The sequence below is a fragment of the Mesotoga sp. H07.pep.5.3 genome (assembly GCF_002752615.1).
In the GTDB taxonomy this organism is placed as follows: domain Bacteria; phylum Thermotogota; class Thermotogae; order Petrotogales; family Kosmotogaceae; genus Mesotoga; species Mesotoga prima.
Map to the genome: position 1 here is coordinate 36,528 of NZ_AYTV01000022.1, position 17,164 is coordinate 53,691.

A 17,164-nucleotide genomic window follows, 5' to 3' on the forward strand; every position below is an offset into this window, starting at 1 on the left:
AAGTCTGGCTTCGCCTGGCCTGCTCCGTCAGACTTAGAAGATAAGAGTCACTTCGGGCTGCCAACGACGTTGTCCACAAACCAGTCCATGGTCAACAGCTCTTCATCGGTAGGTTTCTCGCCCTCTGAATATCTTAGTTTTCCGTCTTGATCTTGCAAAGGCCCTTCAAAGGGATGATAATCGTCCTCAATTATCCGGCTTCTTTCTTCACTGACAAGTTGCTGAAGATTGGCGGGAACTAGATTACTCATCACTATGTCGACTACACCGTCCTCTATTCCGCCCCAGTATTGATAGCTGGTCCACTTTCCCTCCATTACTTCTTTTACGACTCTCTCGTAAAAGACTCCCCAGTTCCACACGGGAGAAGTCAGAAAAGTGTCTGGACTGAAGGCACTCATATCGGTGTTGTAACCAATAGCGTAAGCGCCCCGTTGTCCGGCCGCCTGAACTGCAGCTGGCGAATCCTGGCTCTGAGCGATTACATCGGCTCCAAGATCCAGGAGGGCGTCGGCCGCCTCCTCTTCGGAAGAGGGATCGAACCAGGTCTCGGTCCAAATGACGTGCACGCGCGCATCGGGATTGACCTTTGCGATTCCAATCGCAAAAGCATTTATCCCCCTGATAACTTCCGGAATCTTGAATGTCGCTACATAGCCGATTATGTTGCTCTTTGTCATCTCCCCAGCGATGAGACCGGTCAAGTAGGCTGGCTCATATATCCTTCCGAAGTAGGTCCCGACATTTTCGGCAGTCTTATATCCCGAACAATGCATGAAGATCGTATCGGGATAGTTCTTCGCTATCTCCATCACATCGTCCATAAAGCCAAAGCTTGTACTGAAAAGGAGTTTGACGTTACGGTCGGCATAACTTCTAAGAACCTCCAGGTCCTGTTCTCCTTCAGTCACGTTTTCTATGAATGAAGTCTCGATTTGACTTCCAAACGTCTTTTCGAGATACCGCCTGCCCTCATCGTGTTTCTCTGTCCAGCCGCCATCATCGGCCGAACCGACATAGATAAAGCCTATGCTTAGAGGCTCTGAAGCCAGAATAACTGCGCACAGCATGAATAAAACGGTAATTATCCCTTTCATGAGACACCTCCGTAGGTAGCTCGATAGCTGAATAAGAGCATCTTAATGGCCTTCCAATTGCAAGACCGATGGAATTCCGGTCCTATGAATCCCATTATATCCCACACTTTTGCCGAATTCTCTCGCATATTACTTTCTATAATATTACTGAAACTAGATCTCAGAGACTTCTAAGGAGTTGAAGAAATGTTAGTCACAAGCCATGAGAAGCGATATTCAGATAAGACGGAAATGACTTTGGACGACCTTATCCAGAAGCTCAAGGACCTGGGCCTGCATTCTCTGAAGAGAGTTGTGGTAAGCGAAATCGAAGGAACTGAAACGCATCTCGTAACCGATAACCGCGTGATCGACCCTGACGATCTGGAGGAAACACTGCGTTCCTGGGAAGAGGAATCGATTGCGGAAGTAATGCTGCTCGATATGACACCGGTTCACAAGCATCACAACACATTCCCGTCTGCCGCGGAAGTTATCTACGAACCCCCCGAGTTCTCGATTCAGGTTACAAGGGTGAGCAATGGAGTTGAGACAATAGTTGTGGCAGTTAAGAGCGTTGATCCCGGTTAAGTTTCTATAAAGCTCTTAAACAAAGAACAGCGTGAACAATAGCAGAGCTACGATGACAGTCTGACATAGATTACTGGAACCGCCCCATTCGGTACGTGTAAAGGAGCGTGATAATCTGAGAACGGCAATAGATAGTGGCGAAGACTGTGCAGCATGTGATAGTGTTTTGTTGGTTACTCAGAAAAGGTAGTTCTTTGGAAAGGCCGGACTGCAATATTGAAAATGAGACATATCCTTGCAGTCCGGTTTATTGGTTAGTAATTCACAGAGTAATCTATTATTATTGAATGAGGCGGAAGTCACAGAGGTGTGATTCATGGGAACAAGGATAAATCTTGTTGAAGACGAGAAAAATCTGAACAGCGTGCTGACTTCCTATCTTGAAAAGGAAGGATGGGAAGTAAAGTCGTTCAAGAACGGCAGCGATGCATTCGATGAAATCGATGACTCTCCCGATATCTGGATTCTAGACATAATGCTGCCGGGAATCGATGGCTTCGAGCTCCTCAGAGAAATAAGAAAGAGGGATTCGATGATACCGGTGATCTTTATTTCAGCAAGGGACAAGGACATCGATAGAGTGATCGGACTGGAGATGGGAAGCGACGACTACTTGCCAAAACCCTTTCTTCCAAGGGAACTCGTCATTCGGGTCAAGAAGATTCTTGAACGCGTCCACCATTCCGGTGGAATCATATCCGTTCCACCATACAAGATCGACGAAGCGCGAAGAACGGTTACCGAAGAAATCGACGAGAATCAGTCAAAACTGATTGAGCTCACTTCTATGGAGTTCGATCTTCTCCTGCTATTTATCAGTGGCAAAGGCAAACCTTTTTCAAGAGACCAGATACTCGATAGAGTCTGGGGTTACGACCACTACGGAAGCGACAGGGCAGTTGACGATCTTGTACGGAGACTTAGAAAGAAGATGCCACATTTCAAGATTGAGACCGTCTACGGTTTCGGCTATAAGAGCGTGAACATATGAGATCATGGAGCCTGTCCGACAAGCTCTGGTTACTATTCGCAGCCGTTCTTTCAATCCTCTTCCTTCTTCTCGGTATAGTCTTCAGATGGTCTATAAGAGACTTCTTCACAACCGAAGCTTACAGAACGATAGAGTACGCTCAGGAAGTAAGGGTAATCGAATTGCAGGGAGGGTTCATCCCCTTCGAGGATATCGACCTCAACAGTCTTAGAAATGTCAGAGACGTTGGACACATAATCGTCTTTGACAGGGAGTTTGACCTAATAGATTATTACCTGAACAGATTTGGAACCCAGGATAGCTCAGACAAGATTTCCCCGTCTCCGGATTCCACTTCCAGGGACATCCTAATTAGCGGAACGATTATCCCCGAAATACTTCCTGCTATTCAATCCATTAGAGAAAACGCAGAAAAGCAAACGTCATCTTCTGAGAGGTACGAAACACTGCTTTCCGGCCGGAGTCTTTTCTATGTGATTCGCAATGAAGAGATTTCGGGAAGAGACGTCACGATGATTTCCTATATGTGGGATACGTACATGAACACTCTTTCATCGACTTTGTTCTCCAGACTGCTGCTCGTAATGGCTATAATGACAGTGGTCAGTCTAGTTTTCATAATAGTCTTTTCTAGATACCTGACTAAACCTCTCAAAAAGCTTTCAGAGGACGTGAGAATGATCTCAAAGAGAAACTGGGACAGGCCGATTTCTTTGAATAGAAGCGACGAGATCGGAGAGCTAGCCGATTCAATCGAGAACATGAGAAAGAGCCTCAGCGAGCAGGACAGAGAACAGCAGTCGATGCTCCAGTTTATCTCCCATGAACTAAAGACACCTGTCATGGTTATCCGAAGTTACGCACAGGCAATCAAGGACGGCATATATCCGGCGGGTGACCTGGATAGCGCTATAGACGTCATAGATAAAGAGATTCAGAGAATGGATCTGAGGGTAAAGGATCTCCTCTTCATAACCAGACTCGAATACCTGTCGCGTCACGACCTCGAAAAAGAGGAAGTCAATCTCTCAGAGCTCCTTGAAGACACAGTCGGGCGATTTTCTTTCCAGAGAGACGACATAGACTGGAATCTGAATCTTAAAGACTTCAAGACCGAGGTCAATGAAGAACAACTGGCGATAGCCATTGAAAACATACTTTCAAACCAGATCCGGTATGCGAAGAGCAGGATAGAGGTAACTATGGAAGTAAACGAGAGAGAAGAGAGTCTTTTGATACGATTCGCAAACGATGGAGAGAAAGTTGCCGAAACCAAACTGGAAGAGCTCTTCAAACCCTTCAACAAGGGGGTCGGAGGAGAAAACGGACTTGGCCTGAGCATAACGAGAAGGATTATCGAATTGCACGGTGGGGCTATTTCAATAGTTAATGAAGGTGAGTTCGTAGCAACGATCGTCACGCTACCTATTTAGAATTCTTTGTTGTTTCCGGAAAAACCAACAGTTAACCACTTTCTGAATTCAAAATGATCGAGACAAAACAAGAGGGCGCAAATCGTGCCCTCTTGTATTTCCGGCCAGTTAAGGCCAGCCTTCCATTTTCCGGAATCTCTCGTGCAAAACCGAGAAAGGGATCGAACTCCAGTTAGGCAGACAACTTCATTCAGCTCACTCTTTTCTTTTCTACTCCTTGCTGAGCCAACTAATAGCCTGATGCCAGAATTTTCCGTAGTACTCCCACTTCACGAAGTCTGTTCCCCAGTGGGGTGCAAGATCTGACGTGAAGGCCATCGATCTGCCCTTTCCAGAGTCACCAACTATTATGAACGGATCGCCGTCGATTTCGGCGAGAACTTCGGAACCTTCCTTTGGAAAGACCTTCTGATAGCCCAGGAATCTCGGCCACTTGGTATCTATGCCCTTCAGAATCTGATGATTCGGGTTCAATACTTTAACCGAGGCTCCCTGAGTTGCTTCTACCCTGTCGTCAGTCTCCATCATGTTGACAGGCATTACTTTCTCGATCGAGCTGCCGTGGTAGTTCCCCTTGCCCTGGAAGCCTTGGAAGTCAACGTATCCGCCCGTCATTATGAGCGATCCGCCTTTGACAACGTAGTCCGACAACATCTCGACCTTGTTCGGGCCCATAGGTACTTTGAACATATCGGGGTACATTGTAAGGGTGTTTCTTCCGCAGTCGCTTATGATTACTACGTTGAACTTTGCCAGCTCTTCTGCGGTCGACGGAAACATGCTGAGCACCTGATGATTGGGGATGTGTGTCACTTCTATGTCCTCAAAGGCCTTCATAGGCTCTTTGAAATACACAGAGTAATCATCGAAACCTCCGAGCTCCACAACATCAAACCCTTTTGTGTGAATCTTTGTTACTGTCCATGTTTCTCCAAGAAGCAGTACCTTTTTCTTCACGCTAACACCTCCATTTTCAATCGTTTATAATCAGTCTTCTAGCCTTTTACCGAACCCATAAGTAGCCCTTTCACAATTAACTTCAAGAAGAATATGTACACGATCATCACGGGTAGAACAGAGATCAACATCCCGGCCATCTGAATATTCCACGATGCGACAGTCGTCCCTTTCAGATTGCTTATCGCAACCGTAAGCGGCTGCGAGTCGGCCCCTCTAGTGAGGATCAGCCCGAAAAGGAATTCATTCCAGATATTTGTGAACTGAAAAATTGCAACAACCGCAAAACCTGGCAGTGACAGCGGAAGCGCAATCCTGAAGAAGGTGCCTATGTAGCTGCATCCATCTATTCGCGCACTGTCAACAACCTCGGTGGGTAGAGATTCGAAATAGTTCCTGAAAAGCAATGTCGTAATTGGAACCCCATAAGCAGTATGTGTAAGTATCAACCCCCAGTAAGAGTTGTACAAACCGATACTTCCAATGAATCGCAACAACGGTATGAGGATCGATTGGGGAGCTATATAGAATCCTAGAACGAGAATCAGAAAGAGAACGGAACTTCCCTTGAATTTAAGTTTGGAGTATCCGAAGCCTCCCCAGGCTCCAAGCGCGGAGGATATTGCCGTTGCAACCATAGTTATCACAAAGCTATTCCACATCGGTTTGTCTATCTCGGAAAAGGCCTTGAGATAATTCGCAAATTCGGGATTTCTGACTATACTGACGGGACCGTAGGCCAGCTCTTCATTGCTCTTCAGCGAAGTGTTAACCGCAGTGTATATCGGGAAGAGATAGAAAAAGGCAGCAGCTAGGAGCAACAGATAGATGATACCCTTCTTTGTTATATCTTTGACTCCTGAAATCGATTTCGATCTCGCCCTACTCATACTCGCTTCTCCTCAGTCTCGTGAAGAAGGGAATGACAATCAAGATCGATATGGCAAACATCACGATCCCGACGGCCGCCCCATATCCGAATCTATTTCTGTTGAAGGCAGTTCTGAACATGAAGGTCGAAAGTATCTCAGTAGAACTGCCCGGTCCTCCGCCGGTCATTAGCCAGACTAGATCGAATACTCTCAGTGAATACATGAGAAGAATCATAAGAACGGTCAAGGTTGCAGGCCTCTGCATCGGAATTATGACCTTCATGTACCTCTGAAAGGTTGAAGCTCCATCGATCTTCGCAGCTTCGCTTATCTCGGGCGCAACTCCGCTTATCCCCGCGTAGTATACCAGCGTTGAAAAGCCTGAAAACTGCCATACATAGGCTATTGCAATGCAGATCAATGCCTGTCTGTCAGATGTGATCCACGGCTGAGTAAGAGAATCCAGTCCGATTGCCCGAAGCAAGGCATTGACCGAGCCTATCTCCGGAGAGAACATCCAAGTCCACATTGATGCCGAGGCAACAAAGGAAAAGGATAGCGGGAGCAGAAATATCAGTCTAAACAACTGTTTTCCCTTCAAATTGAGGTCCAGAAGCACCGCAAGGAAGAGACCGAGCGGGATAGTTACGCCGATGAAAACCAGTGTAAGCTTGAGAGTGTTCACAAGCGAGGCTTTGAAAACCCGGTCCCTTGAAAACAGCCTTATATAGTTGTCCAGCCCTACAAAGTCTCCCGCAGATCCTACGTCTCGCCAGTTTGTCAATGATACCTGAAATGTCCATGCCGTAAAACCATAGACGAACAGACCGACAAGGATCAAACCTGGTAAAATGAAAAGTAGTATTTGTACTCTCTTGCTCAAATAATCCAACTCCTTAGTTTCGAAAAACATTTGAGCGCGAACGGCCGGCAGGTGCCCTCACACCTGCCGGTCTGTTTTAGAACAGGAAAACCTCTTCGTAAGCGTAATCAAAATTGCCGAGTGTGTTCTCGTTGATCTCGGGTGCATTGAAAAACTCACTAAAGGCCGTTCCAAAAATGTCGAGATACGATTCGGGCGGTGCTCCAAACTGGGAGAGCACTTTTGCAACTCCGTCATCACGGAAGTAGCCAAGGATCTCCTTTGTAATGTCATCATAGACATCGAGAGGAGCATCGAGAACAAATGGTGCCGCACCTTTGATAGGGCAGAACGTATTTGCTGCTTTGACTGTCGTTAGGAACTGGATCCAGTCCTTGGCGATCTTTCTGTCGACACCAATCGGAAGAACAAAACAGTCTGCGTGCCCGATGAAAACGTCGTCCGTTCCCGGGAAGGGCTGATAACCAAAATCTACGTTGGGAACCATGTTCATTGAAGTGAAATGGCCCTTTGCCCAGTCTCCCATGACGTAGAAGACGGCCTTTCCAGTAGCCATAAGATCGGAAGCCTGGTCCCATGTTAGAGCCGACCAGTCATTGTTTACGAATCCGTTAACGATAAGGGTTCTGAGAACTTTGAGAGTTTCAATGAAGACTTCGGATTCGGAAGGCATCGTCTTGCCGGCATAGTAATCGACTAAGAAATCCGCACCTCCGCCGGGAAGGGCGCTGTTTACTGCTTCGAAAAGGGTTCCAAGCCAGAATTGCTGTCCCATGCCAGCTCCAACTGCAAGAGGAATGTAGCCTTCGGCCTTTATTCTCGCACAGACTCCGAGGAATTCGTCAAGACTCTTGATAGGCATCTCGATCCCGAGCTCCTCGACGAGGTCGACATTGTACCAGAGGCAGTTGTTCTGCATCAGATTCAGAGGCACCCCGTACATGACTCCATCGACTCTTCCCCATTCGTAAACGTCCTCGGGGATGTTGTAACCCTTGATCAGATCATCGATCGGTTGGAGAACACTGACGAAGGAGCTTATCATACCGTGTCCGTAAGTAATCTGGAAAGTGTCTGGTGGATTTCCGGCCATGATCATCGTCTTGATCTGCGCGCGGAGAATACCACCGCCGCCTCCCGCTACCGGGTTCTGAACAATAGAATACTCAGGGTGCTCATCGATGAATGCTTCGAAGAGTGCATCGATTGCCTCTTTCTCTCCACCGGCAGTCCACCAGTGGTAAACAACCAGCTCGTTTGCAGAGCTGCCGAAAGCCGTTGCCCCGGCAAAGAGCAAGCAAAGTACCGTCAAAAGCACTACTCCACGTTTCAACTGTCATCACCTCTCTTCAAATTCGGGCTATAAGACGCCCGTTTCTATATCTAGATACTTTCTCAAAGCCATCAACGCTCCCCCGAAAATGGGCCCCTCTCTGTCATCAAGAGCGGATTTCATAATCTCCATAGAGGATTGATCAAAGAGAGCAATGCTTTTCAGCTTCGCTCTCAAAGACGGCAGCACTCTATCCCAGTATTCTTCGAGGGCACCACTGATTACCACTAGATTGGGATCGAGACCGTTGACTATGTTCATGAGGCCGACCGAGAAAAGCTCAATGTAATCCTCCAGGCGATTTTCGCGGACGAAGCCGTCCAGTTCTCTCGAGCCGACCATCGTCAGCCAGCAGCCTTTTCTTCCGCAGGAACATTCCGGACCATTGGGATCTATTGACATGTGGCCGAACTCGCCCGCAATATGATTGCTTCCCACGTACAGACTTCCATTTATGTAGAGACCAACACCAACCCCCTCCTTTACTAGAACATAAACGATGTTGGAGAAACTATCGGGAATGTCCTGATTCAGCGCAACTTCGGCAAGAACCCCCAGCTTCGCATCGTTGTTTATCGAAACTCCGCAAACAATACCGTTCAGCCTGAGCCGTTCCTCTACGAGTTCCGCGAGAGGGAGATCGGTCCAGTGGAGCAACGGGACGTTTATAGCAGTTCTGAGATCACTTCTAACGAGTCCGGGAACGGAGATTACCACCGAGACAGGCGATTCTTTCCCCGTTCCGCAGAAATCCGAAAGACAGTCCACCAGTTCAGAGGCGAATCTCTCGGGACTCTTTGATGTCGTTATCTCACACTTGTCAGTCATCTTCATCGAAAGATCTACCTTTGCTACGATCGTTGTCGCCAGTCCAACATCTACGGAAATGACGAAGGCCTTCTCGGGATTGAATGAAAGAAGCTCCTGCCTCTTGCCCAGCCCCGAAGAGGTCTTACCCGTCTTCACAATGTAGTTTTCGCTCATGAGTAATCCCACAAGCTTGCTCACGGTCGGCTTGCTTATCCCGGTCAATCGCGAAATGCTTGTTCTCGATACTGGCTGGTATCTAAACACTACGTCTATAATTGTCTTCAAATTTCTTTCTCTGAGTTCGGAAGGAACTCCCGCTGATCTTCTCTCAGTAAATGACAATGAATGCCTCCATATTAGTTAGTTTCTGAACCTAAATTATTCTAGCAAATTCCACGGTCTTTTCGAAAACACTCTTTTGGATAGAACGGATTAAACATCGGGAAATAAGGGAAGTTCATCGGGCGAGATCGCATCTCAGGAAGTCTGTTGAGGGATAAGAAACTATAAACTGAAGTTCCCGAACTAGATAAAGGAGAAAGCACTATCTGAAAGGATTTCAGAGAAATGAAGCGGTTATTTCTGTCTACGTTTGCTGAGTTGTTTCAATCCGACAAGTTCAAGAGCTTTCCTCTGTACCTCGTTGGGAGTTGTGATTATCGTGAATGAAGGTATCTCCGGTACAGCAGGTACCCTCGCATCGTTACAGACAATCGTACTCATTTCAGATAGAAGAGTCTGAAAGCTGTGTACCGGTGTTCCGTCACTCAGCTTCTTCTTTCTCGTCTTCTCAAGAGCGCTTTCGGATCTTGTAGCCTGTAGTACATGTTCTCTATCGGTATATTCGTCAGTGAAGATCATGCTCTTCCATGACTCTCTCAAATGCCATTCAACATAATACGCTAGCATGCAGAGAAATATGTGGGCCCTTACTCTCTTCTCAAGCCAGTGGTGTATTGGTCGTATCTTCAGATCCACTCCCTTTAGCGTCCTGAATGCCCTCTCAACTAATGAAACGGCGATTTTCTTGGAGAGATTGCCATTCGATCTGTCCAGAAAAAAGCAAGTCACCTCTAAGCAGGCGAGACTTTCTCAGAAGAATGAAGAGCAATTATTTGCGACAAACCCAGGAGGGCCATCGACTTTTCGTATTAGGAAATACTCTAGATTAACTCTCCACAAATATACATTGCAGTGCTGAAGCCTACCCCTTACGCAATAAGTATGACTTTATCGCCCTCGCCGAGCGTTTGCCGGCTCCCATCGCTTCTATTACCGTTGCAGAGCCCGTAACGATGTCTCCGCCGGCAAAGATGCCTTCGTCAACCCTGCCGCTGGCTTCATCGGCATCGATGTTGCCCCATTTGTTCAGTCTTATAGTTGGGAAACCGGCCTTCAAAATGGCATTTGGAGTCTGACCGATTGCTTCGATGACCATGTCAACTTCCATAATGAATTCCGATCCTTCAACCTGTATCGGTCTTCTTCTCCCCGAATCGTCCGGTTCTCCCAGAGTCATCTTTACGCACTTCATCCCGGTGACGTTGTTGTTTATATCTCCTATGTACTCAACGGGAAGGGTTAGCCAGTGGAACACGATTCCCTCTTCTACGGCATGGTGATACTCCTCTATTCTCGCGGGCATCTCTTCTTCGCTTCTCCTGTAGACCACATGGACCTCTTTGGCTCCGAGCCTCTTTGCAGTTCTTGCAGCGTCCATCGTCACATTTCCGGCTCCAATCACGGCCACTCTGTCTTTTATTTTTACTGGTGTGTCGTACATCGGAAAGAGATAGGCCTTCATCAGGTTTGTCCTCGTGAGATATTCGGAAGAGGAAAATATGTTGTTGAGATTCGATCCCGGAATCCCCATGAATCTCGGGGCGCCTGCGCCGATACCTATGAAGACGGCATCATATTCGTTTTTGATCTCTTCGAATGGAATCGTTCGGCCGACGATCTGGTTGAAACGGAATTCAACTCCCAGGCTCTTCACAAATTCGACTTCCTTTGCGACGATCTCTTTAGGGAGCCTGAATTCGGGAATACCATAAACAAGCACACCTCCCGCCGTATGGAAGGCTTCGAAGACTGTAACCGAAAAACCCTCTTTCGCGAGATCGGCGGCGGCCGTCAATCCGGCCGGACCTGCACCGATTACAGCAACTCTCTTGTTTACAGACGGCTTCACGGTGGTCTCGAGTGAAATATTCTGATCGGCAACGAATCTCTCCAGTCTCCCTATTGCAATGGGCTCGCTGCCGGGAATCTTTCCTACGACGCAGGCCAGTTCGCACTGCTTCTCCTGAGGGCAGACTCGTCCACAGATGGCCGGAAGGTTGTTCGCATGTTTCAAGATTCTCGTGCTCTTCTCGATGTCACCCTCTCTAAGGGCCTTGATAAAACCGGGAATATCTATTCCAACAGGGCAACCGGCCACACAGGGTTTGTGTTTGCACTGGAGACATCTATTTGCCTCAGCGATTGCCTCTTCCTTAGTGTAGCCGAGGGCAACCTCCTTGAAGTTGTTAACTCTCTCCGAAGGGTCGAGTTCTCTCATTCTTACTTTGAACTTCTCAACCATCCTTCTCACCCAATTCACGTACGTATTTCTCAAGAGCAAGCCGTTCCTCTTCTCTGTACTGATACTGCCTTTTGATCAGCTCGTCCCAGTTAACCAATCGGCCGTCAAACTCCGGCCCATGAACGCAGGCGAACTTCATCTCGCCTCCGACCTCAACCCTGCAGGCGCCACACATTCCCGTGCCATCAACCATTATCGGATTGAGAGACACCCAGCAAGGTATGTCATTCTGGGAAGCGAGAAGAGAGACGAACTTCATCATAACCATCGGACCGATTGCCCATATCGTTGCTGGCGTATAATCTGCGATTACCTCTTTGAGCGGGTTCGTAACGGTTCCCTTAACTCCGGCAGAGCCGTCATCTGTAGAGAGGTAAAGCCTGTCAAGAAAGGGTTTAAACTCGTCGACCATAATCAGATGATCCTTGTTCGCCGCACCCAGTATACCGATTACCTCGTTTCCGGCAGATTTGAGAGCCCTTGCAACGGGAAACAAAGGAGCTATTCCCACTCCTCCACCAACAACACAGACCGTTCCAAGTTTCTCGATCTCGCTGGGATTTCCAAGGGGGCCGACTATATCGGCTACGGATTCTCCTTCGTGCATTGCACAGAGTTTATAGGTGCTCTTTCCAACGGCCTTCACTATCACCCTTACCCTGTCTTTTTCTGCCGACGCTATCGTGAGAGGAATCCTCTCACCAAACTCGTCTATCCTTATTATCAGGAACTGACCTGGTTTTGCGTATCTGTAGATATCTGGATGAGAAAGCCAGATATCATACGTATCGGGAGCGATTCTTTTCTTTGAGAGAACTGCGTGCATTCAATCACCTCATCTTAATGATATCAGAATCCTTATCACAATATAGAAGTTATTAAACCTAACTAAAACTCTGAACTGGGGGAGATCCAGTAATTGAACTACCATCTCTACTTCCCTAAGAAGAAGTCAGCATAATGTCATGTCAGAATCATTAAAAGTAGGAATATCTAACGGTCTTGATTCTCCGATCGAACTCTTTTTTCTCTTTACAGCGCTTTCTCTAATTCAAAGTTGATTGTACTTCCATAAACTTAACCGCTAGATTGCCGAGAACCTAATTTAAAGCCTGCCCAACGTTGTACGCTCTTCGGTATTATCAAGGCAGGAGAAAAACATGGAAAAAGATCGAAGAAGAAAGTCAAACTCACTGCGCTGTCCCTATTTCTTGGGATAGCGAAAATAATTCTTCCTTTGCTGCCAACAACTCACTTTTTGTTGTTGACGGCATTTTGTTAATCTAGGAGCTCTGAAAAGCTTTATAGATGGCTGATCTGTCACAGGCTCTTCGGCGCATACATCTACAGCTATCTTCATTTCCGCGCAGTAAGGAGGAGAGGAAGGAACCTTGCCTTTCTATTGCTTTGGTCTACTCTCACCTTGACAATGATACTGATATCCAATACTGCCGTCACACTTATCCTCGTCGGAGTTGGCTCGGCCGTATCCATTCATCCGTTGAAACTGAAGATACTGACGGGCGAGATCCTTGAAAAAGTTAGGGAGGGCCTTAAGAATCCAGAGATGATCGACAAATACCCCGGCTCAAATGACTGAGGCAACTCCAAAACGCCGGTGTTTTTTCATATCTGAAAGGTCTTCTAGACATTTGAAAGCTTTTGAGGTCTTCAAAATGGGTCAGGCATATACTGTCTGATCAATTTCCAGATAACAAGGGTCTTTCAAATCAACATTACTCTCCGGAATCACGAATCTCTTCGAGAGTTCTACCGGTCTTTACCGAATCGGGTTCGGTGGCTGTCGGATTTCTCCGCGCATCGGCCTCCTCATCATTCATCTTTACGAGAAGCCATCTCGCTTTGCTACCTTTACCTGTTCTTATGAGAGCGTAACCGCCTCTAAGTTTCCGGCCTTCGAGCCATATTGTAATATGCCCGTCTTCTATCTGCTTTGAAATAGGATTCGATTCAGGGTCTTCCTTCAGATTTCTGTAGGTTCCCCGGTCCCATAGAAGGACCGTGCCGCCTCCGTACTCGCCTTCGGGGATATTTCCCTCGAAATCGCCGTATTCAAGGGGATGGTCTTCCGTGGGAACGGCCAGCCTCTTTTCCGATGGATCCGTTGAAGGTCCTTTGGGAACGGCCCATGACTTGAGAACCCCGTCGACTTCTATTCTAAAATCGTAGTGAAGTCTTGAAGCATCATGCTTCTGAATGACGAATACCGGCCTCTTTTTTACCATTCAATAGAGGCCTCTCTTCCATCGGGTTCCGATGTCTTGGTGAAATCTCTCTTTTTCGCGTATTTATCTAGTTTCTCTTCTCTTTCGCTCATAGTTCACCTCCCGATCTGGTGACTTACCTGAAAGTTCAAGTACCAAACCATTGAACAGAGGATATTCGGCCCAATTATACCAGCCGGAGATCGGCGGTTTCCAAAAGCTGAAGCTCAAACGGCTCATTGATTAAGGATTTTCGGCCTTTGAAAAGACTTATGGAACAAGATCTCTGATCTTCCCGTCGTCTTTCATCTTTCTGGCGAGATAAATGAACGGTGTGTCTAGAACGGCAACGACCCATTTCAGAATATAAGTGGACCAGAATATCTGCCACCAGACATCGGCCGAAAAGACCCCTGCAAAGGCTATGGTAGTGAAGATTGCCGTATCTATTAACTGGGAGACCATAGTGCTTGCGTTGTTTCTGATCCAAATGTGGCGCTTATGAGGAAACCTGTTTCTCCAAAACTCATATGCCCAGACATCATGCAGCTGAGAACACCAGTATGCGGCAAGGCTTGCAAGAGCGATACGGGGAAGGAAACCAAATACCACAGAAAGGTGTTCTTGCGAAAAGTCTGAAGGGTGGGGCTCGAAGGCGAGCGCAATCTGCATTATCACCGTAACGGATATTAGGGAGAAGAATCCCACGTAAACGGCCTTCCTGGCCTCTTTCTTTCCGTGGTTTTCCGATAGGATGTCTGTAGCGAGAAAAGATGTCGCATATACGATATTGCCGAGCGTGGCGGCCATCCAGAAGAGAGAGACTGTCTTGATAACCTGAACGTTAGCTATTATCGCGGCAATGGCTACCCATACGTAAAGACCCGTCTTTCCCCACCATCTGTATGCTACGGTAATCAAAGCGAAGTTCACTACCAGCATTAAGAACCAGAGAATCTCATTCATCTATATCTCCTTCTTCTCGTGATCTTGGAAACCTCAAAGCTCCCTTTCGCATTTTATCGCATAAAAGATCTTGAAACCACTGCTGTGAATCTTGGTTGAAATAAGAGCGAAAAGACGGGATTGCATTCACAGTGGAAGGAAAAACGTCACTAGAAGCGGGAAGCGCTTACTAAGACTATGCCAAGAAGCGGCCGGATCGGGTCGTCAAGAAAACACCGTACCCATGAGAACTTCGCGTGTTCAAGTGTATTCCTCAATAAATCGCTACCGGATGAGCAATTCAGTTGCGGTCGACGAGATCCGACGATTTAGGCTCATCCAAGATCTCCTCGATTTCTTCCAGTTTTTCGTTTACCTCGGCAAGTGCTTCTATCTCCCTGACTTTGGGTAGCAGTCTGCTTTCAAAGGAGCCCACCCCATCATTGTAGGCCTTTACGGCGTTTTTGAGATGGCCCTGTAATCTGCTGTAATGGGAAAAAAAGACCCGAAATCTTTCATAGAGTTCCTTAGAGGCTTGAACGAGACGCTCGGCATTTTCTGTAAGACTGTACTGCTGCCATCCATATGCAACGGACTTGAGCAATGCAACTAGATTGACGGGAGAGGCGATCAGGATCTTTCTTGAAACGGCATATTCGAAAAGTTCAGGATCTGCGAGAAAGGCGGCGTTGATTGCCGATTCCAGAGGAACGAACATGACAACAAAATCGGCCGTTCTACTGAAGGCCTCCGAGTATTTTTTACCGGCAAGCCTGTTGACGGTATCGCGGACATTCTTCGCGTAGTTACCCATGAGATGCTTTCTAAGAGATTCGTCTTCTTCTTCCAGCGCGGTCAAATAACTGTCCAGCGGCACTTTGGCATCGACGGGAATGAAGGCGTTATTGGGCAGCTTCACTATCATGTCCGGTCTACCGTTATCGATAGACTCCTGTTCCACAAAGTCAACATGTTCGGTCATCCCGCTGAGCTCAACAATGCGGCGAAGCTCTATCTCGCCCCAACGGCCGCGTGTCGATCTGTTCCTCAAGGCGCTCTTGAGATCCGTTACGCCCTGTCTGAGGTCGGTGTTGGCTTCGGAAAGCATTTTCAGCTGCTCTTCAAGAGCTTTATAAGCTCCTTCCCTTTTTGATTCAAGCTCATTAACATTTTTCTCGAGCTTTTCAAGATTGTCTCTTACCGGGCTGACAAGGCTCTCAAAATCCTTTTTCTGACTTCCCCAGTCTTCTTTCTGGAGTTTCAGTAGGCCAGAGAACTTGTCGTTTGCCTGTCGAATGAAGTTTTCAGTACTGGAATTCAAAACGTCCGAGGAAATAGCCTTGAAAGTCTCTTCAAGTTCCTCCTTGGCAGAAGTCAACCACTGGAGCTTCTCATCTCTATCCGAGACATCCCTTTCGAGATCCTTAAGGCTGAGTTGTAGCTCCTGGTTCTTCTTGATGCTCCGGGATAATCTTCTTATAGATGCAATTGCGAAGAGAAAGGAGATCAGTGTAACTATCGACAGAATTATCAGGGCGATAAGCATACTTAACCCTCCATCCGTAACGAGACGGTCTATCCGCCATCAAATAAAAACGTACAAAACAAATAAACGAATGAATACCTAAATATTATAGCAATTCACCTAGCTGCAGTCAAAACAGGCAAAAAGCTTGAAAGAGATAGAAGCGGGAAATCTCTCTTATTTTTCGTCTTCCCAACCTGTTAACTGTCGATCCTCATCAAGAAAAGAAACCAATGAACCACTCAAGAAACGAGTCTTCTTGCCAGTTCGACCGCTCCCGAGCTGTCTGGAGAATAGCCGTCTGCCCCAATCTCCTCGGCATAGGTCTGGCTGACAGGGGCCCCGCCTATCAAGACCTTCACACAGTCCCGAATACCTGCCTTCTTAAGTTCTTCGATAACTCTGGGCATATTCAGCATGGTGGTTGTCAACAGGGCTGAAACAACAAGAATATCGGGCTTTGCATCTCTGGCTGCCTCAACGAACTCTTCGGGCTTCACATCAACGCCGAGATCGATTATCTCGAAGCCCGCTCCCTTGAGCATCATACAGACGAGGTTCTTTCCAATATCATGGAGATCTCCTTCTATGGTACCGGCGACTACCTTCCCGATCTTCTTGACTCCCCCGCTTACAAGAAGCGGCTCGATAAGGTTCATGCACTGGTTCATCGCTTTGGCGGCAACAAGTACCTCGGGAACGAAATACTCGCCCTCCCTGAAGAGCTTCCCGACTTCGTCCATGCCCGGGATAAGTGCACCATCCAGGATTTCCTTCGCGCTGAGGCCTTCAGCCAGAGCCTCTTCAGTGGCCACCCCGGCCTCTGCCGGCATTGTCTCGATTATCGCGTTCCTTATCTTCTCCAGACTTTTCATTTTCAACCTCCCGTACATTTATCTATGATCAAAGAGCTTGTATCAAAAAACGCAGTGAAAAGAA

15 protein-coding genes and 2 pseudogenes are annotated in these 17,164 nt (G+C 47.3%); 4 read left to right on the plus strand and 13 right to left on the minus strand.

Features of this window, described 5'->3' with window-relative positions:
• Positions 1–47: 47 nt before the first annotated feature.
• Positions 48–1,097, minus strand: a complete 1,050-nt coding sequence (locus V513_RS09395) for a BMP family ABC transporter substrate-binding protein (RefSeq protein ID WP_099772541.1) — start codon at positions 1,095–1,097, stop codon at positions 48–50.
• A gap of 186 nt (positions 1,098–1,283) precedes the next feature.
• On the opposite strand from V513_RS09395, the gene V513_RS09400 reads away from it, so the two are divergent.
• The 3 genes from V513_RS09400 (at position 1,284) to V513_RS09410 (ending at position 4,091) form a co-directional block, all read left to right on the plus strand.
• The gene (locus tag V513_RS09400; protein WP_099772542.1) at positions 1,284–1,667 is read left to right on the plus strand and encodes a hypothetical protein; all 384 of its coding nucleotides are present in this window, start codon (positions 1,284–1,286) and stop codon (positions 1,665–1,667) included.
• A gap of 316 nt (positions 1,668–1,983) precedes the next feature.
• Positions 1,984–2,658, plus strand: coding sequence for a response regulator transcription factor (locus V513_RS09405; RefSeq protein WP_006490142.1), 675 nt, complete (start codon positions 1,984–1,986; stop codon positions 2,656–2,658).
• Entirely contained in the window at positions 2,655–4,091 is a 1,437-nt protein-coding gene (locus tag V513_RS09410) for a sensor histidine kinase (RefSeq protein WP_099772543.1), read from the plus strand. Before V513_RS09405 ends, V513_RS09410 begins: the two co-directional genes overlap by 4 nt.
• A 210-nt stretch (positions 4,092–4,301) precedes the next feature.
• Here V513_RS09410 and V513_RS09415 read toward each other — a convergent pair whose 3' ends face one another.
• The 8 genes from V513_RS09415 to V513_RS09450 all read right to left on the minus strand — a co-directional run bounded on the left by V513_RS09415 (position 4,302) and on the right by V513_RS09450 (position 12,356).
• Positions 4,302–5,048, minus strand: coding sequence for a glutamine amidotransferase (locus V513_RS09415; RefSeq protein WP_180274870.1), 747 nt, complete (start codon positions 5,046–5,048; stop codon positions 4,302–4,304).
• Positions 5,049–5,086: 38 nt separating this feature from the next.
• Complete coding sequence (locus tag V513_RS09420) at positions 5,087–5,938, minus strand: carbohydrate ABC transporter permease (RefSeq protein ID WP_099772545.1); 852 nt, start codon at positions 5,936–5,938, stop codon at positions 5,087–5,089.
• A complete protein-coding gene (locus tag V513_RS09425) occupies positions 5,931–6,803 on the minus strand; it encodes a carbohydrate ABC transporter permease (RefSeq protein WP_180274871.1) in 873 nt (290 codons plus the stop codon). The genes V513_RS09420 and V513_RS09425 overlap by 8 nt, the downstream gene beginning before the upstream one ends.
• Positions 6,804–6,879: 76 nt before the next feature.
• Positions 6,880–8,136, minus strand: a complete 1,257-nt coding sequence (locus V513_RS09430; RefSeq protein ID WP_099772547.1) for an ABC transporter substrate-binding protein — start codon at positions 8,134–8,136, stop codon at positions 6,880–6,882.
• A 27-nt stretch (positions 8,137–8,163) separates the two neighbouring features.
• Positions 8,164–9,288, minus strand: coding sequence for an ROK family transcriptional regulator (locus V513_RS09435; RefSeq protein WP_099772548.1), 1,125 nt, complete (start codon positions 9,286–9,288; stop codon positions 8,164–8,166).
• Positions 9,289–9,522: 234 nt separating this feature from the next.
• Positions 9,523–9,924 (minus strand): hypothetical protein, encoded by a 402-nt coding sequence (locus tag V513_RS09440; protein WP_180274872.1) that lies wholly within the window; start codon positions 9,922–9,924, stop codon positions 9,523–9,525.
• A 226-nt stretch (positions 9,925–10,150) separates the two neighbouring features.
• Positions 10,151–11,530 carry an NADPH-dependent glutamate synthase gene (gene gltA, locus V513_RS09445; RefSeq protein WP_099772549.1) on the minus strand — a complete coding sequence of 460 codons (1,380 nt, stop codon included), beginning with the start codon at positions 11,528–11,530 and terminating at the stop codon, positions 10,151–10,153.
• Positions 11,523–12,356, minus strand: coding sequence for a sulfide/dihydroorotate dehydrogenase-like FAD/NAD-binding protein (locus V513_RS09450; protein ID WP_099772550.1), 834 nt, complete (start codon positions 12,354–12,356; stop codon positions 11,523–11,525). Before V513_RS09450 ends, gltA begins: the two co-directional genes overlap by 8 nt.
• Before the next feature lie 468 nt (positions 12,357–12,824).
• On the opposite strand from V513_RS09450, the pseudogene V513_RS09455 reads away from it, so the two are divergent.
• Positions 12,825–13,130, plus strand: a pseudogene (locus tag V513_RS09455) (DUF454 family protein); the annotation flags it as partial.
• Between the two features lie 136 nt (positions 13,131–13,266).
• Here V513_RS09455 and V513_RS09460 read toward each other — a convergent pair.
• The 4 genes and pseudogenes from V513_RS09460 to V513_RS09475 form a co-directional block, all read right to left on the minus strand.
• Positions 13,267–13,868: pseudogene (locus tag V513_RS09460) on the minus strand (DNA polymerase ligase N-terminal domain-containing protein).
• Between the two features lie 157 nt (positions 13,869–14,025).
• Positions 14,026–14,721, minus strand: a complete 696-nt coding sequence (locus V513_RS09465; RefSeq protein ID WP_099772552.1) for a queuosine precursor transporter — start codon at positions 14,719–14,721, stop codon at positions 14,026–14,028.
• 280 nt (positions 14,722–15,001) lie between these two features.
• A complete protein-coding gene (gene rmuC, locus V513_RS09470; RefSeq protein ID WP_099772553.1) occupies positions 15,002–16,246 on the minus strand; it encodes a DNA recombination protein RmuC in 1,245 nt (414 codons plus the stop codon).
• 221 nt (positions 16,247–16,467) lie between these two features.
• On the minus strand, positions 16,468–17,100 hold the full coding sequence (locus tag V513_RS09475) for a corrinoid protein (RefSeq protein WP_099772554.1): 633 nt from the start codon (positions 17,098–17,100) through the stop codon (positions 16,468–16,470).
• Between the last annotated feature and the right edge of the window lie 64 nt (positions 17,101–17,164).

What these genes read in the sequence shown, in the direction of transcription:
- rmuC (WP_099772553.1), bottom strand. Translation starts at nt 16,246, where the DNA reads ATGCTTATCGCCCTGATAATTCTGTCGATAGTTACACTGATCTCCTTT.
- V513_RS09475 (WP_099772554.1), bottom strand. Translation starts at nt 17,100, where the DNA reads ATGAAAAGTCTGGAGAAGATAAGGAACGCGATAATCGAGACAATGCCG.
- V513_RS09400 (WP_099772542.1), top strand. Translation starts at nt 1,284, where the DNA reads ATGTTAGTCACAAGCCATGAGAAGCGATATTCAGATAAGACGGAAATG.
- V513_RS09465 (WP_099772552.1), bottom strand. Translation starts at nt 14,721, where the DNA reads ATGAATGAGATTCTCTGGTTCTTAATGCTGGTAGTGAACTTCGCTTTG.
- V513_RS09395 (WP_099772541.1), bottom strand. Translation starts at nt 1,097, where the DNA reads ATGAAAGGGATAATTACCGTTTTATTCATGCTGTGCGCAGTTATTCTG.
- V513_RS09420 (WP_099772545.1), bottom strand. Translation starts at nt 5,938, where the DNA reads ATGAGTAGGGCGAGATCGAAATCGATTTCAGGAGTCAAAGATATAACA.
- V513_RS09410 (WP_099772543.1), top strand. Translation starts at nt 2,655, where the DNA reads ATGAGATCATGGAGCCTGTCCGACAAGCTCTGGTTACTATTCGCAGCC.
- V513_RS09405 (WP_006490142.1), top strand. Translation starts at nt 1,984, where the DNA reads ATGGGAACAAGGATAAATCTTGTTGAAGACGAGAAAAATCTGAACAGC.
- gltA (WP_099772549.1), bottom strand. Translation starts at nt 11,530, where the DNA reads ATGGTTGAGAAGTTCAAAGTAAGAATGAGAGAACTCGACCCTTCGGAG.
- V513_RS09450 (WP_099772550.1), bottom strand. Translation starts at nt 12,356, where the DNA reads ATGCACGCAGTTCTCTCAAAGAAAAGAATCGCTCCCGATACGTATGAT.